The 24,937-nt window shown below is 68.9% G+C and carries 32 protein-coding genes; 13 read left to right on the top strand and 19 right to left on the bottom strand.

Translation table 11 applies throughout. The features are described from left to right. Positions 1 to 53: 53 nt before the first annotated feature. Entirely contained in the window at positions 54 to 749 is a 696-nt protein-coding gene (locus LDQ05_RS13360) for a DUF1361 domain-containing protein (protein WP_226437449.1), read from the top strand. Between the two features lie 90 nt (positions 750 to 839). Here the strand turns inward: LDQ05_RS13360 and LDQ05_RS13355 are convergent, their stop codons facing one another. The 3 genes from LDQ05_RS13355 to LDQ05_RS13345 form a co-directional block, all read right to left on the bottom strand. Beyond that, complete coding sequence (locus LDQ05_RS13355) at positions 840 to 1,280, bottom strand: DUF6918 family protein (protein ID WP_226437448.1); 441 nt, start codon at positions 1,278 to 1,280, stop codon at positions 840 to 842. 144 nt (positions 1,281 to 1,424) lie between these two features. Then, complete coding sequence (locus tag LDQ05_RS13350; protein ID WP_372461104.1) at positions 1,425 to 2,342, bottom strand: o-succinylbenzoate synthase; 918 nt, start codon at positions 2,340 to 2,342, stop codon at positions 1,425 to 1,427. A gap of 68 nt (positions 2,343 to 2,410) precedes the next feature. Beyond that, positions 2,411 to 3,046 carry a PaaI family thioesterase gene (locus tag LDQ05_RS13345; protein WP_226437446.1) on the bottom strand — a complete coding sequence of 212 codons (636 nt, stop codon included), beginning with the start codon at positions 3,044 to 3,046 and terminating at the stop codon, positions 2,411 to 2,413. Between the two features lie 62 nt (positions 3,047 to 3,108). Here LDQ05_RS13345 and LDQ05_RS13340 point away from each other — a divergent pair, with 62 nt between their 5' ends. From LDQ05_RS13340 to LDQ05_RS13300, 9 genes are all read left to right on the top strand, one after another. Further along, entirely contained in the window at positions 3,109 to 4,002 is an 894-nt protein-coding gene (locus LDQ05_RS13340; RefSeq protein ID WP_226437445.1) for a 1,4-dihydroxy-2-naphthoyl-CoA synthase, read from the top strand. Positions 4,003 to 4,115: 113 nt separating this feature from the next. Beyond that, the gene (locus LDQ05_RS13335; RefSeq protein ID WP_226437444.1) at positions 4,116 to 4,562 is read left to right on the top strand and encodes a hypothetical protein; all 447 of its coding nucleotides are present in this window, start codon (positions 4,116 to 4,118) and stop codon (positions 4,560 to 4,562) included. A gap of 3 nt (positions 4,563 to 4,565) precedes the next feature. Next, positions 4,566 to 4,955, top strand: coding sequence for a VOC family protein (locus LDQ05_RS13330; RefSeq protein WP_226437443.1), 390 nt, complete (start codon positions 4,566 to 4,568; stop codon positions 4,953 to 4,955). Positions 4,956 to 5,104: 149 nt separating this feature from the next. Further along, entirely contained in the window at positions 5,105 to 6,289 is a 1,185-nt protein-coding gene (locus tag LDQ05_RS13325) for an inorganic phosphate transporter (protein WP_226437442.1), read from the top strand. After that, the gene (locus tag LDQ05_RS13320) at positions 6,286 to 6,546 is read left to right on the top strand and encodes a hypothetical protein (protein ID WP_226437441.1); all 261 of its coding nucleotides are present in this window, start codon (positions 6,286 to 6,288) and stop codon (positions 6,544 to 6,546) included. Before LDQ05_RS13325 ends, LDQ05_RS13320 begins: the two co-directional genes overlap by 4 nt. A 31-nt stretch (positions 6,547 to 6,577) precedes the next feature. Beyond that, complete coding sequence (locus LDQ05_RS13315) at positions 6,578 to 6,970, top strand: DUF3349 domain-containing protein (RefSeq protein ID WP_226437440.1); 393 nt, start codon at positions 6,578 to 6,580, stop codon at positions 6,968 to 6,970. Positions 6,971 to 6,980: 10 nt separating this feature from the next. After that, positions 6,981 to 7,277, top strand: a complete 297-nt coding sequence (locus LDQ05_RS13310) for a DUF3349 domain-containing protein (protein ID WP_226437439.1) — start codon at positions 6,981 to 6,983, stop codon at positions 7,275 to 7,277. Then, positions 7,274 to 8,422 carry an o-succinylbenzoate--CoA ligase gene (gene menE, locus LDQ05_RS13305; protein WP_226437438.1) on the top strand — a complete coding sequence of 383 codons (1,149 nt, stop codon included), beginning with the start codon at positions 7,274 to 7,276 and terminating at the stop codon, positions 8,420 to 8,422. Before LDQ05_RS13310 ends, menE begins: the two co-directional genes overlap by 4 nt. A 48-nt stretch (positions 8,423 to 8,470) precedes the next feature. After that, the gene (locus LDQ05_RS13300) at positions 8,471 to 9,340 is read left to right on the top strand and encodes a 1,4-dihydroxy-2-naphthoate polyprenyltransferase (protein ID WP_226437437.1); all 870 of its coding nucleotides are present in this window, start codon (positions 8,471 to 8,473) and stop codon (positions 9,338 to 9,340) included. Positions 9,341 to 9,350: 10 nt separating this feature from the next. On the opposite strand, the gene LDQ05_RS13295 is transcribed toward LDQ05_RS13300, so the two are convergent. The 5 genes from LDQ05_RS13295 to LDQ05_RS13275 all read right to left on the bottom strand — a co-directional run bounded on the left by LDQ05_RS13295 (position 9,351) and on the right by LDQ05_RS13275 (position 12,137). Then, a complete protein-coding gene (locus tag LDQ05_RS13295; RefSeq protein WP_226437436.1) occupies positions 9,351 to 9,740 on the bottom strand; it encodes a phage holin family protein in 390 nt (129 codons plus the stop codon). 52 nt (positions 9,741 to 9,792) lie between these two features. Beyond that, positions 9,793 to 10,359, bottom strand: a complete 567-nt coding sequence (locus tag LDQ05_RS13290; protein WP_226437435.1) for a Clp protease N-terminal domain-containing protein — start codon at positions 10,357 to 10,359, stop codon at positions 9,793 to 9,795. 3 nt (positions 10,360 to 10,362) lie between these two features. After that, positions 10,363 to 10,578, bottom strand: a complete 216-nt coding sequence (locus tag LDQ05_RS13285) for a helix-turn-helix domain-containing protein (protein ID WP_226437434.1) — start codon at positions 10,576 to 10,578, stop codon at positions 10,363 to 10,365. A gap of 90 nt (positions 10,579 to 10,668) precedes the next feature. Next, entirely contained in the window at positions 10,669 to 11,778 is a 1,110-nt protein-coding gene (gene cds1 / locus LDQ05_RS13280; RefSeq protein WP_226437433.1) for an L-cysteine desulfhydrase Cds1, read from the bottom strand. After that, on the bottom strand, positions 11,775 to 12,137 hold the full coding sequence (locus LDQ05_RS13275; protein WP_226437432.1) for a DUF4229 domain-containing protein: 363 nt from the start codon (positions 12,135 to 12,137) through the stop codon (positions 11,775 to 11,777). The genes cds1 and LDQ05_RS13275 overlap by 4 nt, the downstream gene beginning before the upstream one ends. A 291-nt stretch (positions 12,138 to 12,428) precedes the next feature. Between LDQ05_RS13275 and LDQ05_RS13270 the strand changes: the two genes are divergently transcribed. Together LDQ05_RS13270 and LDQ05_RS13265 are read left to right on the top strand one after the other, a co-directional pair. Further along, positions 12,429 to 12,638, top strand: coding sequence for a BldC family transcriptional regulator (locus LDQ05_RS13270; protein ID WP_006552323.1), 210 nt, complete (start codon positions 12,429 to 12,431; stop codon positions 12,636 to 12,638). 162 nt (positions 12,639 to 12,800) lie between these two features. After that, on the top strand, positions 12,801 to 13,001 hold the full coding sequence (locus LDQ05_RS13265; RefSeq protein ID WP_226437431.1) for a hypothetical protein: 201 nt from the start codon (positions 12,801 to 12,803) through the stop codon (positions 12,999 to 13,001). Here the strand turns inward: LDQ05_RS13265 and LDQ05_RS13260 are convergent. The 7 genes from LDQ05_RS13260 to hemL form a co-directional block, all read right to left on the bottom strand. After that, positions 12,983 to 13,975 (bottom strand): MinD/ParA family ATP-binding protein, encoded by a 993-nt coding sequence (locus LDQ05_RS13260; RefSeq protein WP_226437430.1) that lies wholly within the window; start codon positions 13,973 to 13,975, stop codon positions 12,983 to 12,985. The two genes, LDQ05_RS13265 and LDQ05_RS13260, sit on opposite strands and share 19 nt — an antisense overlap. A gap of 69 nt (positions 13,976 to 14,044) precedes the next feature. Continuing rightward, entirely contained in the window at positions 14,045 to 15,043 is a 999-nt protein-coding gene (gene ccsB / locus LDQ05_RS13255; protein WP_226437429.1) for a c-type cytochrome biogenesis protein CcsB, read from the bottom strand. Further along, on the bottom strand, positions 15,040 to 16,707 hold the full coding sequence (gene resB, locus LDQ05_RS13250) for a cytochrome c biogenesis protein ResB (RefSeq protein ID WP_264184995.1): 1,668 nt from the start codon (positions 16,705 to 16,707) through the stop codon (positions 15,040 to 15,042). The genes ccsB and resB overlap by 4 nt, the downstream gene beginning before the upstream one ends. Then, positions 16,704 to 17,555 carry a cytochrome c biogenesis CcdA family protein gene (locus LDQ05_RS13245; protein ID WP_226437428.1) on the bottom strand — a complete coding sequence of 284 codons (852 nt, stop codon included), beginning with the start codon at positions 17,553 to 17,555 and terminating at the stop codon, positions 16,704 to 16,706. The genes resB and LDQ05_RS13245 overlap by 4 nt, the downstream gene beginning before the upstream one ends. Then, a complete protein-coding gene (locus LDQ05_RS13240) occupies positions 17,552 to 18,160 on the bottom strand; it encodes a TlpA disulfide reductase family protein (RefSeq protein ID WP_226437427.1) in 609 nt (202 codons plus the stop codon). The genes LDQ05_RS13245 and LDQ05_RS13240 overlap by 4 nt, the downstream gene beginning before the upstream one ends. Continuing rightward, positions 18,157 to 18,807: a histidine phosphatase family protein gene (locus LDQ05_RS13235; protein ID WP_226437426.1), complete on the bottom strand. Its 651-nt coding sequence runs from the start codon at positions 18,805 to 18,807 to the stop codon at positions 18,157 to 18,159. Before LDQ05_RS13235 ends, LDQ05_RS13240 begins: the two co-directional genes overlap by 4 nt. Positions 18,808 to 18,899: 92 nt before the next feature. Continuing rightward, complete coding sequence (gene hemL, locus LDQ05_RS13230) at positions 18,900 to 20,225, bottom strand: glutamate-1-semialdehyde 2,1-aminomutase (RefSeq protein WP_226437425.1); 1,326 nt, start codon at positions 20,223 to 20,225, stop codon at positions 18,900 to 18,902. 156 nt (positions 20,226 to 20,381) lie between these two features. On the opposite strand from hemL, the gene LDQ05_RS13225 reads away from it, so the two are divergent. Further along, positions 20,382 to 22,379, top strand: a complete 1,998-nt coding sequence (locus LDQ05_RS13225) for an acyl-CoA dehydrogenase family protein (RefSeq protein ID WP_226437424.1) — start codon at positions 20,382 to 20,384, stop codon at positions 22,377 to 22,379. Here LDQ05_RS13225 and LDQ05_RS13220 read toward each other — a convergent pair. From LDQ05_RS13220 to hemB, 4 genes are all read right to left on the bottom strand, one after another. Then, positions 22,364 to 22,564, bottom strand: coding sequence for a heavy-metal-associated domain-containing protein (locus LDQ05_RS13220; RefSeq protein WP_226437423.1), 201 nt, complete (start codon positions 22,562 to 22,564; stop codon positions 22,364 to 22,366). The genes LDQ05_RS13225 and LDQ05_RS13220 overlap by 16 nt on opposite strands. Positions 22,565 to 22,671: 107 nt before the next feature. After that, positions 22,672 to 23,151, bottom strand: a complete 480-nt coding sequence (gene mce1N, locus LDQ05_RS13215) for a transport-regulating membrane protein Mce1N (RefSeq protein WP_226437422.1) — start codon at positions 23,149 to 23,151, stop codon at positions 22,672 to 22,674. 211 nt (positions 23,152 to 23,362) lie between these two features. Next, positions 23,363 to 23,899, bottom strand: a complete 537-nt coding sequence (locus LDQ05_RS13210; RefSeq protein ID WP_226437421.1) for a hypothetical protein — start codon at positions 23,897 to 23,899, stop codon at positions 23,363 to 23,365. Next, complete coding sequence (hemB, locus tag LDQ05_RS13205) at positions 23,896 to 24,873, bottom strand: porphobilinogen synthase (protein ID WP_226437420.1); 978 nt, start codon at positions 24,871 to 24,873, stop codon at positions 23,896 to 23,898. The genes LDQ05_RS13210 and hemB overlap by 4 nt, the downstream gene beginning before the upstream one ends. Between the last annotated feature and the right edge of the window lie 64 nt (positions 24,874 to 24,937).

Genomic DNA, 24,937 nt, shown 5'->3' with positions numbered 1-24,937 from the left:
CACGGCACACGTCGTGTCGCAGCGCCGGGGCGACGGGGTTGCATCATGTACCGATGATCGCCGTCGCGTTGCTCGTCATCGGTGTCGCCTTGCTGAACGTCTACGCGTCGGCGTTGGTGGTGCTGCGCGCCCCGCTGTTCTCGACACGCCTGTACCGGCCGATGGTGCTCAACATCGGGCTGTCGCTCGCTCCCGCGGTGGTGTTGGCCGTCACCTTCGGCGCGATGGTCGTGTCGGCATTCCTCGGAAGCTCGCTGCTGTTGTGGTCCACGCTCGCAGTCGGGGCCCTCGTGTGGTTGCTGGCACTCCCGAATTCCGCGTATCTGATCACCGAGCTGAACTTCTCGCATCGACAGGAGGGCGAACGGGTTCCGCTCTGGTACGACATCGTGCTCACGCTGTCGCTGGCGCTGTCCGGGATGTTCAACACGCTGCTGAACGTGCTGCTCGTACAGATGCTCTACGTGCTGGTCGCGCGCCCCAACAAGGAGGATCCGCTCGGCGGGAACGACTCGTGGGTGATCGTCGCGGTGGTGTTGGTCCTGGTTCCGTTCGGTATGTATCTGGGCCGCTACCTGCGGTTCAACAGCTGGGACGTCACGCATCCCCGCGCTTTCGCCGGCAAACTCGTCCGGCATTTCCGCACCCGGGGCACCGCGTCCGAGGCCCTGGGCTTCTGCCTCACCCACACGGTGCTGCTGACGATCCTGTACGTGGTCGTGGTGATTCCGGCGGTCGTGCTGCTGTGAGCCACATGCACGCGAGGGTGGTGTCCCCGCCGACCCTTCGGATCGATCGGGACACCACCCTCGATGCGTGTCCTGCCGCTGGAACCGGGCTCAGCCGGCGTGCTTCTGCACGAGTTCGCCGAGACGCGGGAGCGCTTCGACGACGTGCTTCTGAGCCGACGACCGCAGCGAGTCGTAGACCTTCTTGACCGCGGTCTTCGAGGTGCCGGCGATCCGCTCGTCGGTCACGGTCAGCAGCGCGTCGGCGACCTGGTCACCGCGCGCGGTGAGGTAGTCGGCGAACGAGCCGTTGCCCGCGTAGTCCTGCCAGAACGGCTGGATCTTCTCGACGAACTCGGGCAGGAGACCTTCGATGGCACCCGGCACGATGGACGGGCCGACCTTCTTCACCGCGGCGTATCCACCCTTGAGCGCGAGGCCCGACGCACCCTTCTTGTCCGACACCTCCGCATCGATCAGGGCCTCGACATCGGCCCGGACCGCCGGGAACTTGTCGGCGCCGAGCAGAGCATCGCTCAGAGCTGCAACCACTTCCACTGCCTCCGTTTGTGAAGATTGTGACTGATGGGACGGCCCGAACGATATACGACGCCGCGGCTGCGAACCTACCCCGACCACGACCCGCATTCCATCCGGCCTTCCACACCGACCTCGCGGGCATGCGCTCGGCCCGGTTCACCCGAGCAGGGCGTGGGTCCTGCGGATCCGCTCGAACCACCACCGGCGACGGTCGGGCGCGACCGCGAGTTCCGCGATCATCGCCGGGTCCGGCACCACGGCCACCGGCGCCAACGCTCCCGCGGTCGGGTTCCGCGGCGCCGCCACATCGGCCGCGAACAGGCCGCCCGTGCCGAGTCCGCACGCGAACGGCAGATCCGGCAGTGCCGCGGCCGCGGCGAGTCCCGCACCCATCCCGACCGCCGATTCGAGTGCACTGGACACGACGACGGGGACGCCGTGACCTGCCAGTTCGTCGGCCAGCGCCAGCAACCGTCGGATTCCGCCGAGCGGGGCCACCTTGACCACGGCCACGTCGGCGCCGCCGGCCCGCACCACCCGCATCGGGTCGTCGGCACGGCGAATGCTCTCGTCGGCGGCGATCCGCACATCCGGCACCCTGCGGCGGACCTCGACGAGTTCCGGCACGGTCGCGCACGGCTGTTCCGCGTACTGGAGCGGTGCGTCGGCAGTGAGCGCGGTGAGTGCGGTGACCGCCTCGTCGACGTTCCAACCGCCGTTCGCGTCGATCCGCACCTCGGGAACGAGCGCGCGCACCGCCGCGACCCGCGCGAGATCCTGGGTGAGGCCCTGACCCCGTTCGGCGACCTTGACCTTCGCGGTGCGCGCACCCGGGAATCGGGCCAGCACCTCGGGTACACGATCCGGATCGACGGCCGGCACCGTCGCGTTGACGGGAACCGTGGCACGGCGCGGCGGCGGCGCGGGGAGCCACGCCGATTCGAGCGCCGACCGCAGCCAGTCGGCCGCCTCGGAATCGTCGTACTCGACGAACGGCCCGAATTCACCCCACCCGGCCGGCCCCTCGACGAGCACGACCTCCCGTTCGGTGATGCCGCGGAAACGCACCCGCATCGGTAGCGACACGACGACTGCGCCGGCGAGCACCTCGTCGAGCGGGGGCGGGACGAACGGTGGCGCGGTCACGGCTGGCCGGGGAGCAGTTCGATCATCAGCGCCTCGCAGTCGGCGAGCACATCGCCGTCGAGGTCGCGCAATTCGGCGGTGCAGAACGCCTTGCGCCCGTCGACCCGGTCGACCCGCCCTTCGACGACGAGTTCGGTCTCGATCGGAGTGATCTTCCGATAGTTGACGTGGAGGTAGCCGGTGCGGGCGATGGGCCGGCCGTGGGCGTGGATCACCATCCCGAACAGGTCGTCGAACAGCAACGGCAGCGTGCCACCGTGCGCGGCCCCGTTCCCCCCGAGGTGGTAGCGACGGAAGGTGCCGCGCGAGCGCACCCCGTCGGCGTCGAACTTCTCGATCGTCCACGGCAGCATCAGCAGGCTGCCCCGACCGGGCAGTTCCACCGCGAAGCCGGCCGGCGACTCCCCCTCGCGCACGCGGTGCGGTTCGAGGAGGTCCCCGAGTGCCTCGGCCTTCTCGATCGCGTCGCCCAGCACCGCGTCGGGGAGGTGGGTCGACACGGCGAGGTCCTGCAATCGACGGAACGCCTCGACGAATCTGCCGAAGTTCGGCCCCGCCTGCACCGGCCGATACACCGGGAACCCACCGTGGTGTTCGTAGTCGTCGTCGACGCGGTCCGCCTGTTCGCTCATGACCCTGCACGTTATCCGGCGGGCGGGTCCACGTTCGGGCGACACGGCCTTAAGGTGACGACGTGACCTTCAATCCTGAGTTGTGGCGCCCTGTTCCCGGTTTCGAGAACCTCACCGACATCACCTATCACCGTCATGTGTCGCAGGGCACCGTCCGTGTCGCGTTCGACCGTCCCGAGGTGCGCAACGCCTTCCGCCCCCACACCGTCGACGAGCTGTACCGCACCCTCGATCACGCGCGGATGACCGCCGACGTGGGGTGCGTGCTGCTCACCGGCAACGGACCGAGCCCGAAGGACGGCGGCTGGGCGTTCTGCTCCGGCGGCGACCAACGGATCCGCGGGCGCAGCGGCTACCAGTACGCGGACGGCGAGACCGCCGACACGGTCGACGCGGCACGCGCCGGACGCCTGCACATCCTCGAGGTGCAGCGTCTGATCCGATTCATGCCGAAGGTCGTGATCGCGCTCGTCAACGGATGGGCGGCCGGCGGCGGGCACAGCCTGCACGTCACCTGCGACCTGACTCTCGCGTCCCGCGAGCACGCCCGCTTCAAGCAGACCGACGCGGACGTGGGCAGCTTCGACGGCGGTTACGGCAGCGCGTACCTCGCGAAGATGGTGGGCCAGAAGTTCGCGCGGGAGATCTTCTTCCTCGGCGACACCTACACGGCCGAGGACATGCACCACATGGGTGCCGTCAACAGGGTCGTCGACCACGACGAGCTCGAGAACGTGGCGCTGGAGTGGGCTGCGAAGATCAACGGAAAGTCGCCGCAGGCCCAGCGCATGCTCAAGTACGCGTTCAACCTCACCGACGACGGTCTCGTGGGCCAACAGTTGTTCGCCGGGGAGGCCACCCGCCTCGCGTACATGACGGACGAGGCCATCGAGGGCCGCGACAGCTTCCTGGAGAAGCGCGACCCGGACTGGTCGCCGTTCCCCTGGCACTACTGACCGATCGGCACCACCGACCGATTCGCAGCACCGACCGGTTCGCCGCCGTCGTCGTCCACCCCGATCCGGCCGGACGACGACCGGCGACACGTACCGTCCGGCACACTCGACGCATGGCCGACCGCGAGCGACCCGACCCGGCGCACGTCCGCCCCGACGGTGTGTCGGACGCGACCGTCGAAGCGGTGGGGAAGCTGTCGGAGGCCCTCGAGACCGTCGAGCAGGCCCGCGGCCACCTGTACGGCTTCCACCAGTTGATGGGGCGTGCGGACCGGCAGGTCGGGGAGGCCGCGGAGTTGTCGCGCGCCGCCGGGCACGAAGCTCTCGCCGAGCGGGTCCGGCGCGAGCTCGTGGGGCGCAACGTCGCGGAGGGCCGGTGGACGTTCCAACTCGTCGAGGAGTTCGACGACGGCTACTGGTCGGAACTGCGCGCACTCGACGCCGACGTCCGAGACGCCCTGGTCGCGGGTCGGCGGCACCTGTACGAATCGGAGTCGAAGGAAGCACGCCGCACGCGTGGTCGCAGCGGCCACGAGTCGCGCCCCGGACGGGAGGGATGAGACGTGGAGATCCTCAGCAGTCGCATGATCCTGCGACCCGCGGACTACGACGCGGCGCTCGAGTTCTACGGGACGACGCTCGGGTTGGCGATCGCCCGGGAGTATCCGGGCGGCACCGTGTTCTTCGCCGGACAGGGCCTCGTCGAGATCGCCGCGCACGGCGACACCGGGTCCTCCTCGGACCCGCAGCCCTTCCGCGGCGCGCTGTGGCTGCAGGTGCGCGACGTGTATGCGGCGCAGGACGAGTTGGTCGCGTCGGGTGTGACGGTGGTGCGTGAGGCCCGGGCCGAACCGTGGGGTCTGCACGAGCTGTGGATCGCCGATCCCGACGGCATTCCCGTCGTGCTCGTCCAGATCCCTCCGGATCATCCGATCCGCCGCGACGTCCGCTGACCGGACCCGATTCGGGACCCGAACCGGGTGACATCGGGCACAGTGCGCGTCCTCCGTCACCGGTCGGACGTCACGAATTGTTCACGTGTCGGTATTCACCCGTTTCCCGGCTGTACTTTCCCCCCCTCACTACCTCACAATCGTGAGACGTGACCGCAGAGTTCGTTGTCCTACTGGTGGTGGTCGTCACTGCCCTCGCTTTCGACTTCACGAACGGCTTCCACGACACGGGCAATGCGATGGCCACATCCATCGCCACCGGTGCGTTGAAGCCGAAGACTGCGGTCGCCCTCTCGGCAATCCTCAACCTGGTGGGCGCGTTCCTGTCGGTCGAGGTCGCCGCGACCGTCGCCAAGGGTGTGGTGAATCTCGACAGCACCAGTGGTTCGGACCTGTTGCTGATCGTGTTCGCCGGGTTGGTCGGCGGCATCCTGTGGAACCTCGCGACATGGTTGTTCGGCCTGCCGTCGAGTTCTTCGCATGCCCTGTTCGGTGGCCTGATCGGCTCGGCGCTCGCCGCGATCGGCGTCGGCGGTGTCGTGTGGGACGGCGTACTCGGCAAGGTGATCATCCCGGCGCTGCTCGCCCCCGTGGTGGCGGCGCTCGTCGCGTCCGTCGGCACGTGGTCGGTTCATCGGATCACCCGTGACGTCCCCGAGGGCACCCGCAGCAAGGGTTTCCGGATCGGTCAGATCGGCACGGCGTCGCTGGTCTCCCTCGCGCACGGTACGAACGACGCGCAGAAGACGATGGGCGTGATCTTCCTGGCGCTCGTCGCGTACGGAACGCTCACGCCCGACACCGAGATGCCGTTCTGGGTGAAGTTCGCGTGCGCGGTCGCGATCGCCCTCGGCACCTATCTCGGTGGCTGGCGGATCATCCGGACCCTCGGCAAGGGTCTCGTCGAGATCACACCCCCGCAGGGCATGGCCGCGGAGTCGTCGTCCGCCGCGATCATTCTCACGTCCAGCCACTTCGGGCTCCCGCTGTCGACCACGCACGTCGCGACCGGCTCGATCCTCGGCACGGGACTCGGCACCAAGGGCGCCGAGGTTCGGTGGGGCATCGCGGGACGGATGGCCGTGGCCTGGCTGATCACACTGCCGTGCGCAGGTGTCGTCGGTGCACTCTGCTGGGCGGTCGCGCATCTGATCGGCGGTCTCGCCGGAGTGCTCGTCGTGTTCGCGGTGCTGTGCGCGCTCGCGCTGCTGATGTACCTGCGGTCGCGTCGTCAGCCGGTCGATTCGTCGAACGTCAACGCCGACTGGGACGGCGCCGGTCACGACGATGCCGCGTCCGTCGCCGTGCCCGCCGATGCGGAGGCCCGCCCGTGAACCTGCTGGTGCACACCCTCGATTCGCTGTGGCAGGTCGTACTCGTCGGCGTCCTTCTCGGTGCCGGACTGCCCGCGGTGTTCGCCCTGGGAATGCGTTCGCTCGCGTACGGGCAGACCGAGGACGGGCGCGCGACCCTCCTCGGTCGCGTCGGCGCCGCCGTCTGCTTCGCTGTCGTGGTGATCGCGATCGTCGCGGGGATACTGCTGTTGACTGCCGACTTCCTGTCGAACAGTCTCGGTATCCACGTCTTCTGATCACGGTCGAGGAAAGGGACGAACGATCACTGTGCCCAGATACTCGCTGCGTTCGGTTCTGGACTGGCTGCACGCAGGCTATCCGGAGGGCATCCCGCCCAAGGACCATTTCGCGCTGCTGTCGGTCCTGCGTCGCCGGTTGACCGACGAGGACATCGGCCGCATTCTCGATCTGTCGGTCGCCACCGCGCACGAACACCCGGAACGCCACGTCGACTACGACACCCTGCGCCGGATCATCGCCGGCGTGTTGCAGGAGGACCCGTCCCAGGAGGACATCGACCGTGTGACGGAACACCTCGTCGCGGGGGGCTGGCCCGTCGTGGCGACCGACGACCCCGACGAGAACACCGGCGGCGACGAGTACACCGACCCCGACGAGAACACCGGCGTCGACGGGGACTCCGACGACGGCTCACGGTGAGGGGAACCGGATGCTTCCCCCGTTCCTCGCCTCCATCATCGAATGGCTCCGGGCCGGTTACCCCGAGGGAGTGCCGGAGCAGGACTACGTTCCGCTGTTCGCACTGCTGAAACGGCGACTGTCGGACACCGAGGTCGATCAGGTCGTCGATGCGCTCGTCGACGAAGGCGATCTGCCGATCAGCAAGACCGACATCGCAGTGCTGATCACCAGGATCACCAACGAGATGCCCCTCGAGAACGACGTCGACCGGGTGCGCAGGCACCTCGAGGTCGGCGGGTGGCCACTGACGGGTCACGACCTGTGACGGCGCGTCTCGAGGTCCTCACGGTGCCGTCCGGTGATCGGGTCCTCGACATCCTCCCGGCGCTGCAGCGCATGCTCGACGGTGACGGTCCGGCTCTGCTTCCGGTGCCCGCCGACGACGACCGCGAGATCCGGCGCCTCACCGACGCGCTGCATCCCGGGCAACCGATCGACGCCGGTATCGGGCTGGTCGTGGCGACCTCGGGAACGACCGGGACCCCGAAGGGCGCCCAGTTGACCGCGGGCGCGCTGCGCGCAGGTGGTGACGCCACCCACCGTGCCCTCGGCGGCACCGCATCGTGGCTGCTCGCGCTTCCCGCACATCACATCGCCGGGATGCAGGTCCTGTTGCGCAGCGTGCTGTCCGGCACCGTTCCGACGGTCGTCGACGTCTCCGACGGGTTCGATCCGGCGGAGTTGCCGACGGCGATCGCCGCGATGCCCGGGCCACGTCGATACGCCTCGATGGTCCCGACGCAGCTCGTGAAGTGTCTCGATCGTCCCGAGGCGCTCGACGCGCTCGCGTCCCTCGACGCGATCCTCCTCGGAGGTGCCGCAACACCCGCGCCCGTTCTGCGCCGCGCGCGGCAGTCGGGTGTGCACGTCGTGCGGACGTACGGGATGAGCGAGACGTGCGGTGGCTGCGTGTACGACGGTGTACCGCTCGACGGCGTCCGGGTCCGAGTGGACGACGACTCCCGCGTGTGGCTCGGCGGCAGGACGCTCGCCTCCGGCTACCGAGGTATGCCCGATCATCCGGCGTTCGCCGAACCCGGATGGTTCCGCACCGACGACGCGGGCATCGTCGACGACGGAGTGCTGCACATCGTCGGCCGTCTCGACGAAGCGATCTCGAGCGGTGGACTGACGGTGGTGCCGCAGGTCGTGGAGGCGGTGCTCGTGGAGCACCCTGCGGTGCGCGAGGCCGCGGTCGTCGGCCTCCCCGACGACCGACTGGGGCACCGCGTCACGGCCGTGGTGGTCGCGGCCGGACCGGACTCCCCGGATCTCGCCGAGCTCCGCGCGTTCGTGAGCGATGCTCTCGGTGCTGCCGCCGCACCCCGCGAACTCCACGTCGTCGATGCGCTGCCGTTGCGCGGCCCCGGCAAGGTCGACCGACGGGGGTTGACCGCGCGTTTCTCCTGAGCCTCGCCCGGACGCGGGACGCCGCGGACCGGGTGCGAAGATCGACGCATGGCAACCGCTGGTCAATGGCTCGAAGGCGCCCGCCCGCGCACCCTCCCCAACGCGATCGCACCGGTGCTCGTGGGAACGGGTGCGGCCGCCGCTCTCGACGGCGCGGTGTGGTGGAAGGCGCTGCTCGCGCTGATCGTGGCGCTGTCGCTGAACATCGGCGTCAACTACGCCAACGACTATTCCGACGGGGTGCGGGGCACCGACGACGAACGGGTCGGTCCCATGCGCCTCGTGGGTTCCGGACTGGCGTCGCCGGGCGCGGTGAAACGCGCCGCGTTCGCCTGTTTCGGGGTGGGCGCGGTCGCCGGCCTGGTTCTCGCCGTGACCAGCGCGTGGTGGCTGCTGCTCGTCGGCGTCGTGTGCATTCTCGGAGCCTGGTACTACACCGGTGGCCGCAGCCCGTACGGGTACAGCGGGCTCGGCGAGATCGCCGTCTTCGTGTTCTTCGGGTTGATCGCCGTCCTGGGTACCCAGTTCGTGCAGGCCGGGCGCGTCGACTGGGTGGGTGTGGTCGCGGCGGTCGCGGTCGGGTGCTTCTCCAGTTCGGTGATGGTCACGAACAACCTCCGTGACATCCCCACCGACCGTGAGTCCGGAAAGCGGACGCTCGCGGTGCGACTCGGGGATCCGCGCACCCGCCTCCTGCACATGACGCTCGTGACGGTGCCGTTCGCGGTGTCGATCGCGTTGGCATGGTCGACTCCCTGGGCGCTGGCCGGGTTCCTCGCGGTGCCGTTCGCCGTGCGCGCACACGCGCCGATCCGGCGCGGCGGGATGGGCTTGGAACTGCTGCCCGCGTTGCGCGACACCGGACTCGCCATGCTCGTGTGGGCGGTCGTGACGAGCCCGGCGCTCGCATTCGGCTGACGGTCCGCGGTCAGTCGCGGTCGGGCACGATCAGCCCGAGCACCAGGTTGACGATGGAGATGATGACGGCACCCCAGAAGGCCGCCCAGAACCCGTCGATCGACAGTGCACCGTCGATCTGGCCGCTCACCCACGACGTCAGCCACAGCATCAGGGCGTTGATGACGAGGGTGAACAGGCCCAGGGTCAGGATCACCAGCGGCAGCGACAGCAGCTTGACGATCGGTTTGACCAGCGCGTTGATCACCGTGAAGATCAGGGCCACGAGCAGCAGGGCCAGCGCGGTGTCGACCGTGAATTCACCACCGTCGACACCGGTGAGGACGATGCCGCTGACGAGTCGCGCCGCGAGCCACAACCCGACCGCGTTGATGATCAACCGCAGGATCAGTGAAATCATCCTGACACTGTGACACACCCGCGCCGGTCGACGCGTGCCCGCGCCCGTCGCGTCACGCAGCGGAATCGAGGCGGTCCGTGAGGACCCGGCGCAGTGTCGCCCGCGGCACGTGCGCGTCGATCAGGGACGCGGTCGCCGGGTCGTCGCCGCGCAGCACCCCGAGCGCGAGATGTTCGGGCCGGATCGCCTTCTCCCGTCGGGCGACGGCCTCACGCAGGGCCAGTTCCAGCGCGCCCTTGGCGTCCGACGTGAACGGGACGTGGTCGCCGAACAGCTTCTGGAGTCGGCTCTTCTTCCCGGGGGGCGTGGCACGGTCGAGGACACCGTCGCCGAAGGACGCCTCGAGCCGGGACCGCACCTCGTCGAGGTCGATACCGATGGATTCGAGGGCCTTCGCGTCGTCGGGGCCGAGGGGGTCGTCGGCGCGACCGGCGAGAGCGCTGCGCAGCCCGTCGGGGGTGAGCCCGACGTCGGCGAGTGCGGTGCGCAACGATTCGTCGGCGACGAGCACACCGAGCAGGAGGTGGGCGCCGGTGATCCGGTCGGTGTGGGCGCGGACCGCTTCGGTCTGCGCGGCCACGACCGCCGCACGGGCACCGTCGGTGAATCGTTCGAACATGGTCTACCCGCGCTTCCGGTTGTATTTCTGGTGGACCGCCTGTTTGCTCACCGCGAGCGCGTCCGCGATCGCCTGCCAGGACCAGCCCTGGTGACGGGCGTTCTCGACCTGCACCGTCTCGAGACGGTCGAGGAGGCGCCGCAGTGCGCGCACGGCGCGCAGCCCTTCGGCGGGATCGGGGCTCGTAGCCGAGGCGGCAAGCGTGGTCGCATCGTTCATGTCGTCAACATACATTGACAACCCTCGGGCGTCAACACGTGTTGACGCCCGAGGTGGCGGGTGCGGGCCGCCGGAAGTCCGGCCCGCGGCTCAGCCCGCCGAATCGACCCACTTCCCGGTGCGGACGAAGGTCTCGAGCACCTCGTTCGGGCCGGTGAGATCCAGCCCCTCCGCCGCCACCCACTCGTCCGCGTAGTACGTGTCCGAATACCGTTCGCCGCCGTCGCACAGCAGTGTCACGACGCTGCCGCGGCGCCCCTCCGCGAGCATGTCGCCGATCAGGCCGAACGCACCCCACAGGTTCGTTCCCGTCGACCCGCCCACCCGGCGACCGAGCGCGGCGCTGCCGAATCGCATCGCCGCGATCGACGCGGCGTCGGGAACCCGGATCATGCGGTCCACCACCCGCGGCTCGAACGACGGTTCCACCCTCGGCCGCCCGATACCCTCGATCCGTGACGGCAGGCCCGTCTCGTAGTCGGGAGCGCCCGTCTCGTAGCCACCGAAGAAGGCCGACCCCTCCGGATCGACCACGGCCAACCGGGTCGCGTGCCGTCGGTACCGGATGTAGCGGCCGATCGTCGCGCTGGTGCCACCGGTGCCCGCCCCCACGACGATCCAGTCCGGCACGGGGAATCGCTCGAGCCGCATCTGCGAGAAGACGCTCTCGGCGATGTTGTTGTTCCCGCGCCAGTCGGTGGCCCGTTCCGCGTTGGTGAACTGGTCGAGATAGCAGCCGCCGAGCTCGTCGGCGAGCCGTTGCGCTTCGCTGTAGATCTCGGGTGGCCGATCGATGTAGTGACAGCGACCCCCCTGGGCCTCGATCAGCGCGACTTTCGCGGGCGATGTCCGCCGGGGCACCACCGCGACGAACTCGAGCCCGAGCAGGTGCGCGAAGTACGCCTCGCTCACCGCGGTCGATCCCGAGGACGCCTCGATGATCGGCGTGTCCTCCCGGATCGCACCGTTGCACAGCGCGTACAGGAACAGCGAGCGCGCGAGTCGATGCTTGAGACTGCCCGTGACGTGGGTGGACTCGTCCTTGAGATACAGATCGACGTTCCACTCGGCGGGCAGCGGGTACCGCAGCAGGTGCGTGTCGGCGCTGCGTTGCGCGTCCGCCTCGATCAATCGGACGGCGTTGTCGACCCAGTCCCGCGACGCACTGCGGTCGATGGTGCCGGAAGCGTCGGCACTCACCGTCCGTCCTCACCCCGCAGGCGCCCCTCGAGGTCTTCACGGGCGAGACGCCGGCGCGCGTCGACGGTGGCGATGCCCTCGTTGACCCGGCGACGCAGCGGCGCGAACACCACGAGCGAGACGGGCAACGCGATCAGGACGGCGAACAGCACGGCGACGAGCAACGGGATGTCCACGCCGAAGGCACGCGGCACGTACAGGACGGCCGCCGCGAGCACGACGACGAGCGCGAGGCGGGCGAGTGAGTACAGCGCCACGTCCCGGACGAGACCGCCGGTTCCCGCTCCGTCCGCGGCGGGGAGGTTTCGCCGCGACCCGGCGGGGGTATCAGACGCGTCAATCCGGTGTTCATCGCTCACCGTTCCAGGGTAACCGGGTCGTCGAACACCGGACCGGGAGTGCCGCACGGACCACACCGGGACGCCCACGCATCACCCGCGCAACAAACCGGACACCCGTCCGATTTGTCCATTACTTCCGCTTTACCAACCGTAGACCGTTCGAGCAACCGGGGGGTTCGGTGCCACCATGGCGAAGGACAACCCGATCGAACACCCCGATCACGACAAACCGATCACAACAGAACCGATCACAACAGAACCGATCACGACAGAACCGATCACGACAGAACAACCGGGAGGACACTCACGATGAGCGCACCCACCTTCAACGGCGCAAAAGAATCCCTGCTCACACCCGGCCAGGTCGCTGCACTCTTCCACGTCGACCCCAAGACGGTCACCCGATGGGCCCACGCAGGCCGACTGGGTTCGCTGCGCACCCCCGGCGGCCACCGCCGATTCCGCGAGTCCGAAGTTCTCGCGCTGCTGCGCTCACTCACCACCGAAGCCACCCGCTGAGGCCTCACCGGGACACCCGGATCCGCGCCGCTCGACACCGGCAGTTCGACACCGAACCGACCGGCGCGCTGTCACACCGCACCCGGGCACCTAGACTGGAGTGATCAGGGCAGCACGATGCCGTCGTCCCGGCGGCGCGTGCCCACGGTCAGGAGGTGCATCGTGCTCTATCTGCTGGCACTCATCGGTGCGGTGACACTCGTCGTCCTGCTGTGGAAGGGCTTCGGTCCGAGCCTGCGGCAACCACCGTCGCGCGTCCTCGGACCGGACGACGACCCCGAATTCCTGTGGCAGGTCGACCGAGAGGTGCACCGCCGCCGCACCGACGGCACACCCGGACCCGATCAGGACACCGGCGACTGACTGTCGACGCGGCGCGGTGGCCTGCCGAAATCCCCCGCCACCGCCGCCGCCAACTCGAGCAGGGCCCGGCGGGTGCCGGGCTGCAGGCGCGCGAGATCCACTTCGGCGCCCTCCTCGAGATGAGGGTCGAACGGCAACAGCTGGACGGCGCGGCACCGCTGGTCGAAATGCCCCACCACACGGTCGATGTCGACCTTTCCCGACCTCGGACGGACCGCATTCACCACGGCCACCGACTCGGCCACCAGATTCCGGTATCCGTGCGCGTCGAGCCAATCGAGGGTGGCCGATGCGCTCCGCGCCCCGTCGACCGACCCCGAACTGATCACGACCAGCGCATCCGCGTTCTCCAGAATCGACCGCATCGCCGAGTGCATCAGACCGGTCCCGCAGTCGGTCAGGACGATGCTGTAGAAGCGTTCCAGCAGGCCCAGCGTGCGCTCGTAGTCCCGGGCACTGAACGCCTCCGACACCGCCGGGTCTGCGTCGGACGCCAGCACCTCCAGCCGATGCGAGTTCTGCGACGTGTACGCGCGCACGTCGGCGTACGTGTCCACGAAACCCTCGTCGCGTAGCAAAGTGCGCACCGTGGCCGACGTCTCCGCCGGCACCTTCTGGCTCAACGTCCCACGGTCGGGGTTGGCATCCACCGCGATGACCCGGTCGCCCCGCAACGCCGCGAAGGTCGAACCCAGCGTCGCGGTCGTCGTCGTCTTCCCGACCCCGCCCTTCAAACTGAGCAGCGCGATCCGGTAGCAACCGTTCAGCGGCGCGGTGACGGTGTCGACGAGCTCACGGCGACGGACTTCGCGAGCACCCTCACCCACATCGATCCGCCCGGCGGTCGCCCGGAACAGTGCCCGTCGCCAGCCGCCGCGTGGCGGCGACGTGACGCGACGCAACAACAACGACGAATCGAGATCCTGCGCCGAGGGATCCCCGCCCGCCGGCCCCGGTCCCGCGCTCCCGGCCATCACCCGTCCCCCACTCTCTCGGACCTCGCCGCGACGCCCTCTCGCCACGACGCCGAGACGATAGCAGGATCAGTTCAGGCCGGCGTAGGAGTGCAGACCCGACACCACCATGTTGATGATGAACAGGTTGAACAGCATCGCCACGAACCCGGCGATGTTGATCCACGCGGCACGCGTGTTCCGCCACCCCGATGTCGCACGCGCATGCAGATAGGCGGCGTAGATCACCCACGTGATGAACGAGACCGTCTCCTTCGGGTCCCAGCCCCAGAAACGACCCCACGCCGCCTCCGCCCAGATCGCGCCGAGAATGATCCCCACACCGAACAGCGGGAAAGCGATGATCGTGGTGCGGTACGCGAGACGGTCGAGCGTCTCCGCATCGGGCAGCAACCTGCAGATCCGCCCCAGCACACCCCGCTCCTCACCGCGCGGCTGACGCAGCCGCATGAGGAACAGGACGCTCGCCGCACCGGCGACGAGGAAGATGCCGCTGCCCACACTGATGATCGTCACGTGGATCGGCAACCAGAACGACTGCAGGGCGGGCACGACAGGCGCGGCATCCGCGTACAGCACCGTCGCAGCCAGGAACATCAGCACCAGGACCGGGAACAGGAGGAACACCCACAGGGTGCGGTACGCCGGCTTCCGGAGCGCCACCAGCCCGAACACGATCGCGGCCGCGCACGCCATCGCGACGAACTCGTACATGTTTCCGAGCGGGAACCGTTCGGTGGCGAACCCCCGCAACACGATCGACGACACCAGAAGTGCCGCGACCACGACGACGAGCGCGCGGCCCATGTTGCCGAGACGTTCCGAGAGCGGCCGGCCGGGCGCCGCATCGACCCGGCCCGGACCGTCGACGAGCGCGGTGCTCGCACCGCCCGTGCCTGCACCCACCGAGGCGCTCGCGCCTGTCGCCGCGAGTTCACGCTCGGCGACGACCCGCGACCGGTACGTGGCGTACTCGGACACCAGCAGGATCAGCGCCAGCACGAGGACCGCGAAGCCGGCTTCGAACGTCCAGTCGCTGTACCGGGCCAGTGTGTCGTTGAGACTCATGATTTCCTGTTCTCCCGCGTAGCCGGTTCGTGCCGGGCATCGTCACCGAGCAGTCGTTCGACCAGCCTGTCGAACTCGTCTCCCCACCCGGCCTGATCGGTCCGCGCGAGACCACCGAGTTCTACTACGGTTCGTCGTTCACCCTCGGCCACTGTACCCGCCGGGTACACGCGCACCCAGATCCTGCGACGTTTGACGACGAGGGACCCGAGCAGGCCCGCCATCATCGTGACGGCCGCGACGAGAACCCACATCTGCGACGGATCGTGCGACACCTGCAGGTTCACGAAGTCGACCGCGCCGTCGAACCGCACCACCGTGCCGTCCGGCAGTGTCGTGCTCTCCCCCGGCTTCAGGTTCACACGGTCCTGCTTGACGAGACGACCCTGATTGATCAGTTCCCCGTTGAGGGAGAACAACGACTGCGGGCTGCCCGTGTCGAGACCGGCGTCGCCCTTGTAGATATCGATCGCGACCGCCGGGTCGAGCATGTCCGGGAAGATCGACGAGAGCAGCGTGCCGTCGAACGACGCGGTCGGCGCGAACAGGCCTTCGATGGCGATCTGGTTGCGTCGCCGCTCATCCGCGTCGGGGAACATTCCGCCCGGCGGATCGAACCGCATCACGCCGCTGCTCAGGAACGTCGTCGCATCGTCGGGAGCCCACTGGATCCGTTCGGTCCGGGTCTCCCCGTTCGGCCAGGTCACCGTGAAGATCGGCGCGTATCCGTGCCCCTGCAGATAGACCCGGTCATGACCGACCCGCAGCGGATGGTTGACCTTCAGCTGCGCACTGCGCCACGTGCCGGTCGTGAGGTCCTCACCGAACTGGTACTCGATGTTCGAGGTGAACATCTCCGCTTGACCGGTGTCGAGGTAGTCGGCCTCGAAGTCGTGCACGCGGATACACATCGGGGTCAGTCCGGTGCCGTCGAGTTCGAGCCCGGCACGGAACGAGTCGAAGGACGCCGGTGACGTGGTGCAGAACTCCTCGCCGTCGGCGACGAGGATGCGCTGCCCCTCGTAGCCGATCAGCTTGCCGATCGCGACCGCGGCGAGCAATGCGACGAGCGAGACGTGGAAGACGAGATTACCGGCTTCGCGCAGATACCCCTTCTCCGCGGAGAGCGTGATCTCCCCGTCCCTCGCGCGGGGCCCTCCGTCACGCCGTTCGACGCGCCACCCGCGCAGTTCGCTCCGCACCCGGGTGATGGACTCGTCGGGGGTCTCGTCGACCTCGGTGGTGACGTGGTGCGGCAACCGCGACAGGTTGCGCGGCGCCGCAACGGGACGCGCCCGCAACGCGTGGAAGTATTCGACGCAGCGCGGCAGGATGCACCCGATGAGGGAGACGAACAGCAGCACGTAGATCGCGGTGAACCAGACGCTGCCGAACACGTCGAACAACTCGACCCGGTCCATCAACCGTCCCAGTGTGGGGCGGGCGGCGATGTACTCGTCGACCTTCTGCGTGTTCAGGCTGCGCTGCGGCAGCAGCGCCCCGGGGATCGCGGCGAGCGCGAGCAGGAACAGCAGCACCAAGGCGGTGCGCATCGACGTGAGCCCACGCCAGGTGTTGCGCAGCAGCGCGAGCCCGCGCCCGAACGGACCCTGCTTCGGCGGCCCCGACGCCGCGGCGGAGGCGGGGATATCCGTGGCCGTCAAATCGGTAACTCCATTTCCGAGACGAATGCGTCACGCAGCCAGGAGACGAACATGTCCCATACTCCGGTGACGAGTGCGACACCGACGGCCATCAACATGATCCCGCCGAACAATTGGACCGTCCGGGCGTGCGTCCGCAGCCACCCCACCCCGAGCAGCGCGCGCGCAGACCCGAACGCGAGTATCACGAACGGCAACCCGAGCCCCAGGCAGTAGGCGACCATGAGCGCCACCCCGCGCGCAGCAGTGGCGCCCTCCGTGCCCGCAGTCAGGGTGATCACGGCGGTGAGCGTGGGTCCGAGGCACGGGGTCCAGCCGAGCGCGAACACCGCACCCAACAGCGGCGCACCGGCCAGACCGGTGAGGCGCTTCGGCGTCACCCGCGTGTCGCGTTGCAGCGCGGGGATCAGCCCGATGAACACCATGCCCATCACGATCGTGACGACGCCACCCACCCGCATGAACACGTCACGGTTCACCGACAACAACGATATCGCTCCGAACACCGAGGCGGTGGCGAGCACGAACACGACGGTGAACCCCGCGACGAACAGCGCCGCCGCACCCGCGACGCGCAACCTCCCGTCGGCACGCACCGTGGTGGTTCGGGCGCCGGCCTGCTCGGCGGTGACCGCGGGAGACTCCGCGCCGACGACGCCGGCGAGATACGACAGGTATCCCGGCACGAGCGGCACCACGCACGGTGACGCGAAGGACACGAGGCCGGCGAGTACGCACGCGCCGAGTGCGAGGAGCAGCGGTCCCGTCGCCGCGACCTCACGGAAGGTCTCGCCGATCCCGGACGCCAGGACGGTCGTGTTCGCGTTGATCACCGCACCGCCCGTCATTGCTGGTCCGGTGCCGTTTCGGCCGCGACCCGTTCGACGACGGGCTGCAGATCCTCGGCGAGGATCTCGGTCAGGAACACCGCGGCGACACGGTGCTGCCGGTCGAGGACCACGGTGGTCGGCACCACGGAGGTCGGATAGTTCCGCCCGAGTGCGAGCAACGACCGCATCGACGGGTCGTAGATCGACGGGTAGGTCAACTGCTGGTCGATCACGAAGTCCTGCGCCTTGTCACGCTGATTGTCGCGGACGTTGATGCCGAGGAACCCGACGCCCAGATCCTTCGTCGCCAGGTAGACCTCCTCGAGGTCGTCGGCCTCGCTGCGACACGGCGCGCACCACTGGCCCCAGATGTTGACGACGACGACCTGCCCGTCGAAGTCGTCGAGGGAAAGGGTCTCTCCCTCGTTCATCAGGTCCTCGCCGTGCAGGGCGCCGAGGGTGCCGCGATCCTCCGGCGGGTCGTAGAAGATCCTGGTCTGCCCGCCGGGCGAGACGAAGTCGAAGGTGCCGCCGGTGGCGACGGCGTCGTCACCCGTGGCGCAGGAGGTCAGGACCGCGACGGAACACACCGCCGCGGCCACCACGTGGAGGACTTTCCTCATGCGCCGTGCACATTCGGGTCGGAGGCACCGGCGGGCTCGGAGTACACGATGTCGACGAGCGTGTCGCCGTCGTAGACGAGCGAGGTCAGTGACGCGAGGCTGCACTGCCGACGGCGCGGGTCGTGCCACAGGCGTTCGCCCTCGAGGAACCTGCGCAGCGTCCACACCGGCAGCTGATGGCTCACGCACACCGCTTCGCGGCCCGCCGCAGCAACCCGCGCAGCGTTGACCGCGGCCAGCATCCGGTGCGCGATCTGCAGGTACGGTTCGCCCCACGACGGGGTGATCGGATCCCTCAGCTTCCACCAGTGCCGGGGCTGGCGCAGGGCGCCGTCACCGACCGCCACCTTCAGTCCCTCGAAGTCGTTCGCGGCCTCGATGAGATTGTCGTCCGTGTCGATCGCGAGCCCGTGCGCCTCGGCGATGGGTGTCGCCGTCTGCTGCGCCCGTTCGAGCGGCGACGCGACGACGCAGGCGATGTCGTGGTCGGCGAGGGACGCTGCGACGGCACGGGCCTGTGCTTCTCCGGTGACCGACAGCCGGAATCCGGGCAGACGGCCGTAGAGGATCCCGGTCGGGTTGTGCACCTCGCCGTGCCGGAGCACGTGCACGATGGTGCGGGTCTCGGACGGTGCGGCTTCGGTCACGTGGCTGTTCCTCGGTTCGTTCGTTCCGGGTGTCGGTGAGGGCGGGGTGGAGCGGGTTGTCGACGACGTCGGGATCGGCGGTCGATCCTGCGTCACGGTGCGACCGCTGCGGCAGCGGCCTCGGCGGCGTGCGGCAGCGCATCGGCGATCCGCGCGAACGCGGCGTCGTCGAGGGCGGACGAGACGAACCACGTCTCGAACGCACTGGGCGGCGCGTACACACCGTGGTCGAGCAGTGCGTGGAAGAACGCCGGGTACCGCCAGGTCTCGGCAGCCTTCGCCTCGTCGTAGTTCGTCACGGGGTCGTCGGTGAAGAACACGCTGAGCAGGGTTCCCGCGTTCTGCACGCGATGCGCGATCCCCGCGGTGGTCAGGGCGTCGGACAGCAGTCGGCCGAGGGTCTCGGCATTGCGGTCGAGGGTGGCGTACACGTCGGCGTCGGCGGCGCGCAGGCTCGCCAGTCCCGCCGCGACTGCGACGGGGTTCCCCGAGAGGGTGCCGGCCTGGTAGACGGGGCCGGACGGGGCGAGGTGCGCCATGACGTCGGCGCGGCCACCGAAGGCGGCAGCGGGCAGACCACCGCTCATGACCTTCCCGAACGTCATGAGGTCACCGGACACCCCGTCGATGCCGTGCCAGCCGGTGGCGCTCGCGCGGAACCCGGTCATCACCTCGTCCATGATCAGTAGTGCGCCGTGCTCACGGGTGACGGTGCGCAGCCCCTCGTTGAATCCCGGCAGCGGCGGCACGGTACCCATGTTTCCCGCGGCGGCCTCGGTGATGACCGCGGCGATCTGCCCCGGGTTCGCATCGAACGCGGCACGGACAGCAGCGAGATCGTTGTAGGGCACGACGACCGTGTCGCCGGCCTGCGCTCCCGTCACCCCCGGCGAGGTGGGCAGACCGAACGTCGCAAGTCCCGAACCGGCGTCGGCGAGCAGCGCGTCGACGTGACCGTGATAACACCCGGAAAATTTCACGATCTTGCTTCGGCCGGTGAATCCGCGCGCCAGACGCACCGCGCTCATCGTCGCCTCGGTCCCCGAATTGACGAGCCGGACCTGTTCGACGGGTGCGATCCGCGCGACGATCTCTTCGGCGAGTTCGATCTCACCGGCGGTGGGCGCGCCGAACGAGAGTCCGGACGTCGCGGTCGTGCGCACGGCGTCGACGACGGCCGGATGCGCGTGGCCGAGGATCATCGGACCCCAGGAACACACCAGGTCGACGTAGGTGTTTCCGTCGACGTCGGTGAGGGTGCAGCCCGTCCCCGAAGCGATGAACCGCGGTGATCCTCCGACGGACCCGAAGGCACGAACCGGGGAGTTGACCCCGCCCGGCGTCACCGTCGACGCCCGGGTGAAAAGTGCGGTGGATTCGGTGTCGCGCGAGGTGGAGGCATCGGGGGTCGCAGTCACGATTTCCAGTGTCCCAGTTTCGCGGGATTTGCCAAAAGGCGGTGACCGCACGCGACACGCCGATGTGACGGGCCTCTCATCGGGTATCCCCCGGGTGACGACGTCGCTGCGCCGTGTCTCCCCCGCCGACGCCGCCACCGCCCTAGGGTCGGAGCCATGGCGACCACAACCGAACGGACCACCGGTGAGCATCTGATCAGAGCCCTCGACGGGGCCTGGCACGACGCCCGCGCCCGCGCGCGCGACGATCTGGCCGATCCGGCCTTCGCACCGCACCACACACCCGATCTGCAGCGGGCACGCGAGATCACGCTCGAGCAGATGCGCAGACTCGCCGGGAACGGCTACGCCGAGGCCGGATTCCCGGTCGAGATGGGCGGCACGGGTGACGCCGGCTCGGCGGTGGCATCGATCGAGATGCTCGCGATGTCGGATCTGTCACTGATGGTCAAGTCCGGCGTGCAGTGGGGTCTGTTCGGCGGCGCGATCGCGAACCTGGGGACGAAACGGCACCACGACCGGTACATCCGGCCGCTGATCGATCTCGACCTGCTCGGCTGCTTCGCGATGACCGAGACGGGGCACGGCAGCGACGTGCAGGCGCTCGAGACGACCGCGACGTTCGATCCGGCGACCGACGAGTTCGTCGTGCACTCCCCCACACCGTCGGCGCGCAAGGACTACATCGGCGGTGCCGCGCAGCATGCGCGGGTCGCTGCGGTGTTCGCGCAGTTGATCACCGGCGGCGAATCGCACGGTGTGCACTGTCTGATCGTGCCCATCCGCGACGAGGACGGAAACGATCTGCCCGGGGTGACCACCTCGGACTGCGGCCACAAGGGTGGGCTCCCCGGGGTGGACAACGGCCGCATCGTGTTCGACGAGGTACGTGTTCCGAGGGAGAACCTGCTCGACCGCTACGCGCAGGTCGACGCGGACGGCACGTACCACTCGGACATCGAGAGTCCGAGCCGGCGGTTCTTCACGATGGTCGGGACGCTGGTGCGTGGCCGTGTCACGGTGGGCGGATCGGCCGGTGCGGCGGCACGGGTGGCACTGTCGATCGCGACGCGGTACGCGCTGGTGCGGCGTCAGTTCGACGCGCCGGGCAGTGACGACGAGGTGCTGCTCCTGGACTACCTCGTGCACCAGCGGCGGCTGTTCCCGCACATCGCGCGGGCGTACGCACTGGGGTTCGCCCAGAACGAACTGATCTCGGCGATGGACCGGCTGCAGTCGATGCCCGCCGAGGACGTCGACCCCCAGGAGCAACGTGAGCTCGAGGGGCGCGCCGCCGGACTGAAGGCCGCGAACACCTGGCACGCGACCCGTGCGATCCAGGAGTGCCGGGAGGCGTGCGGGGGTGCCGGTTACATGGCCGAGAACCGGTTGACGGCGCTACGCGCGGACGTCGACGTGTTCACCACGTTCGAGGGCGACAATCACGTCCTCACGCAGCTCGTCGCGAAGGAACTGCTCACCGCGTACGCCGACGAGGTGCGCGGGATGAGCCCGGTGGAGTGGATGCGGTTCGCCGTCGACACGATCTCCGACGTCGTCAAGAAGCGCACGGCCGCGCAGCAGATCATCCAGACGATCATCGACACCCGCCAGGACAACGAGGAGGACGGCAGCCTCTTCAACCGCGGAACGCAGCTGACGATGTTCGAGGATCGCGAGCAGTACCTGCTGTCCACCGCGGCGCGGCGCCTGCGGGCCGCGAACGAACGTGAGGACGACCCGTTCGATGCGTTCAACTTCGTCCAGGACCACGTCCTGCACGCGGCACGCGCCCACATCGACCGGGTCGTCCTCGAGGCATTCGTCGCGGCCATCGGCGACTGCACCGACGACACCGCCCGTGACCTGCTGTCGGATCTGTGCGACCTGTACGCGTTGACCGTCATCGACGAGGACAAGGCCTGGTTCATGGAACACCGCCACCTGTCGGTGGAGCGGGCGAAGGCGGTGCTGCGCGGCATCAACGAGCGGTGCCGGTCGCTGCGCCCGCACGCACAGGTCCTCGTCGAGGGTCTCGGGGTACCGGAGTACCTGCTCGGGTCCGCGATGCTCGAGCGGGAGGCCGTCGACAGCGCGGTCCGGATGAGTTCGGTCCGGGAGGGTTCGGACGGCGGGGCTCAGACGAGGGTGTAGCCGGCCTCGTCGACGGCGGCGGCGACGGCGGTGCGGTCGAGCGCGCCGTCGCTGTCGACGACGACATCACCGGTGGCGAGGTCGACGTTCACGGACGAGACGCCGGTGAGCGCACCGACCTCTTCGGTGACGGCGGCAACGCAGTGCTGGCAGGTCATGCCCTCGACGCGGTATGTGGTCTGCATGTCCGTTCCTTCCGGTCGTGATCCACGGAGAATGATACCCCCTGGGGGTATCTCCGGAGTCGAGCATACCCCTAGGGGGTACATTCTCTCAACGGGTTCCGGACGGTTCAGCGATCGATGCAGCCCGTGAGCGCGGTCCGCAGCGCGTCGTCGTCGGACGCCCACGCCCGCACGAACACCCCGCCCCGCAACCGCAACCCGATCGCGGTCCGCCCACGCGGAACATGACTGAGCTCGCCGAGTACACGCGCGGTCTCCCAGCGTTGCGGCTCGTGGGCACGTGCGTCGGCCGGCGGCAACACCGCCTCGATGTCGACGACCGGAAGCTCCTCCGTGCCCTGCCGCAGGGTCAGCGCGGTCAACTCGACGCCGACGTGGCGCCGCGCCGCCACCACCGTGACCCAGGAGAAGCCGGCCAGCGCCACCGCGATCACCGGCAGGGCCGCCCAGTGCACGACCGGGCCGGTGAACATCTCGACCACGAGCACGACCACGCAGAACACCGGTCCGTACGCGACGGCACGCCACCGCGCACCCGGTTCGTGGAACAGTACCGGCGCCGGGCCGGGCCCGACGCGCTCCGTCACGCGCTCAGCACTCCCGGAACCACGATCAGCAGCGTCGTCACCAGACACAGGACGCCGATCAGACCGATCAACACGAGTTCACGACGACGACCGTAGGGCCGGGGTTCCACCTGCATGACGTCCTTACACTCGGCGGGACGGCCTGCACGGCCGAAGATTGCGTGCTCACCGTACTCCGCGAGCGCGCGGTCGCAACCACCCCGTCGGCGTGTCAGTTCGCGGGCAGCCTCAGAAAATACCGATTCGATTCGCGGCGGTGCATCAGCACGATCGCTCCGACGGTCGCCACGATCTGCACGATTCCCAGCGCCCCGACGAGCCAGCCCGTCGCACCGGTACCGACGCCCACCCCGAACACCGTGGGGAGCGTCGTCAGGGACATGAACACCCCGATCAGCGTGAGCGTCATGCGCGCCCAGTTCTTCCCGTTGCGCATCTGCCGCACCACCAGGAAGAGCACACCCACGATCAGCACCCCCACGACGACGGTGAGCCCGAACGCCATCGGCATCATGTCCTCGAGCTGCTCGGCGGTGATGCCGTCCGCTGCGGCGTCGCCGGAGACCTCGAGCATCGTGTCGACGAGCACGTCCCGCGATTGCCAGAGATCCACGACACCGAGAACCGTGGTGACGACGGCCAACGCCAGCACACCGCACCACAGTTGGAACGCGGTCGTCACGTCCTGAGGGACGGCGCGTGCACCCGGACCCGCGGGATCGGGCTGCGGCGGAATCGGAAAGCTCACGACAGCGCCGCCGCCACCTCGGCGGCCCAGTAGCTGAGCACGATGTCGGCGCCGGCCCGCCGGATGCCGAGCAGCGATTCGAGCACCGCCGCATCGCGGTCGATCCACCCGTTCGCCGCCGCCGCCGTGATCATCGAGTACTCCCCCGAGATCTGGTACGCGGCAACGGGAACCGGCGACCTGTCGGCGACCTGCCGCAGGATGTCGAGATACGACATGGCGGGTTTGACCATCACCATGTCGGCGCCCTCGGCGAGGTCAAGGTCCAGTTCGTGGAGCGCTTCCCGACGATTCGCCGGATCCTGCTGGTATGTGCGACGGTCGCCGTCGAGCGACGACGACACCGCCTCGCGGAACGGACCGTAGAACGCCGACGAATACTTGGCCGTGTAGGCGAGTTGCGCGACCTCGGTGTGGCCGGCAGCGTCCAGCGCGGCCCGGATCACCCCGACCTGGCCGTCCATCATGCCGCTGGGGCCGAGCACGTGCGCGCCGGCATCCGCCTGGGCCACAGCCATTTCCGCGTACCGCTCGAGCGTCGCATCGTTGTCGACGGCACCGGCCGCGGTCAGCACACCGCAGTGACCGTGGTCGGTGAACTCGTCGAGGCAGGTGTCGGCCATGACGACGGTCGCGTCACCGAGTTCGTCGCGTAGCGCGCGCAGTCCACGGTTGAGCACTCCGTCCGGATCGGTCGCGCCCGAACCGCGCGCATCCTTGTCCTCCGGTCGCGGCACCCCGAACAACATCAGGCCACCGACCCCGGCGTCGACGGCGGCGGTCGCCGCCGCGAGCAACGAGTCCTCGGTGTGCTGATACACACCGGGCATCGACGGGATCTCCCACGGCTCAGTGCGACCGTCCGCGACGAACATCGGCAGCACCAGATGCCGGGGCTCGAGCGAGGTCTCGCCCACGAGACGACGCATCGCCGGGCTGCTGCGCAGGCGACGGGGACGGACTTCGGGGTACATCGCGGCAATCCTCTTCCTACGTGCCGTGCGCACTTCTGGTAGCTCTGGCTACGATCGGAAGAGC

The sequence above is a fragment of the Rhodococcus yananensis genome (assembly GCF_020515525.1).
GTDB classification, from domain to species: Bacteria; Actinomycetota; Actinomycetes; order Mycobacteriales; family Mycobacteriaceae; genus Rhodococcus; species Rhodococcus yananensis.
This window is presented reverse-complemented; position numbering and strand designations above follow the sequence as displayed.

Coding starts and splice junctions, on each gene's coding strand:
- LDQ05_RS13360 (WP_226437449.1), top strand. CDS start 54: ATGATCGCCGTCGCGTTGCTCGTCATCGGTGTCGCCTTGCTGAACGTC.
- LDQ05_RS13350 (WP_372461104.1), bottom strand. CDS start 2,342: ATGCGGGTGCGTTTCCGCGGCATCACCGAACGGGAGGTCGTGCTCGTC.
- LDQ05_RS13345 (WP_226437446.1), bottom strand. CDS start 3,046: ATGAGCGAACAGGCGGACCGCGTCGACGACGACTACGAACACCACGGT.
- LDQ05_RS13335 (WP_226437444.1), top strand. CDS start 4,116: ATGGCCGACCGCGAGCGACCCGACCCGGCGCACGTCCGCCCCGACGGT.
- LDQ05_RS13310 (WP_226437439.1), top strand. CDS start 6,981: ATGCTTCCCCCGTTCCTCGCCTCCATCATCGAATGGCTCCGGGCCGGT.
- LDQ05_RS13300 (WP_226437437.1), top strand. CDS start 8,471: ATGGCAACCGCTGGTCAATGGCTCGAAGGCGCCCGCCCGCGCACCCTC.
- LDQ05_RS13295 (WP_226437436.1), bottom strand. CDS start 9,740: ATGATTTCACTGATCCTGCGGTTGATCATCAACGCGGTCGGGTTGTGG.
- LDQ05_RS13290 (WP_226437435.1), bottom strand. CDS start 10,359: ATGTTCGAACGATTCACCGACGGTGCCCGTGCGGCGGTCGTGGCCGCG.
- LDQ05_RS13285 (WP_226437434.1), bottom strand. CDS start 10,578: ATGAACGATGCGACCACGCTTGCCGCCTCGGCTACGAGCCCCGATCCC.
- LDQ05_RS13270 (WP_006552323.1), top strand. CDS start 12,429: ATGAGCGCACCCACCTTCAACGGCGCAAAAGAATCCCTGCTCACACCC.
- LDQ05_RS13260 (WP_226437430.1), bottom strand. CDS start 13,975: ATGGCCGGGAGCGCGGGACCGGGGCCGGCGGGCGGGGATCCCTCGGCG.
- ccsB (WP_226437429.1), bottom strand. CDS start 15,043: ATGAGTCTCAACGACACACTGGCCCGGTACAGCGACTGGACGTTCGAA.
- LDQ05_RS13245 (WP_226437428.1), bottom strand. CDS start 17,555: ATGACGGGCGGTGCGGTGATCAACGCGAACACGACCGTCCTGGCGTCC.
- LDQ05_RS13240 (WP_226437427.1), bottom strand. CDS start 18,160: ATGAGGAAAGTCCTCCACGTGGTGGCCGCGGCGGTGTGTTCCGTCGCG.
- LDQ05_RS13225 (WP_226437424.1), top strand. CDS start 20,382: ATGGCGACCACAACCGAACGGACCACCGGTGAGCATCTGATCAGAGCC.
- LDQ05_RS13220 (WP_226437423.1), bottom strand. CDS start 22,564: ATGCAGACCACATACCGCGTCGAGGGCATGACCTGCCAGCACTGCGTT.
- hemB (WP_226437420.1), bottom strand. CDS start 24,873: ATGTACCCCGAAGTCCGTCCCCGTCGCCTGCGCAGCAGCCCGGCGATG.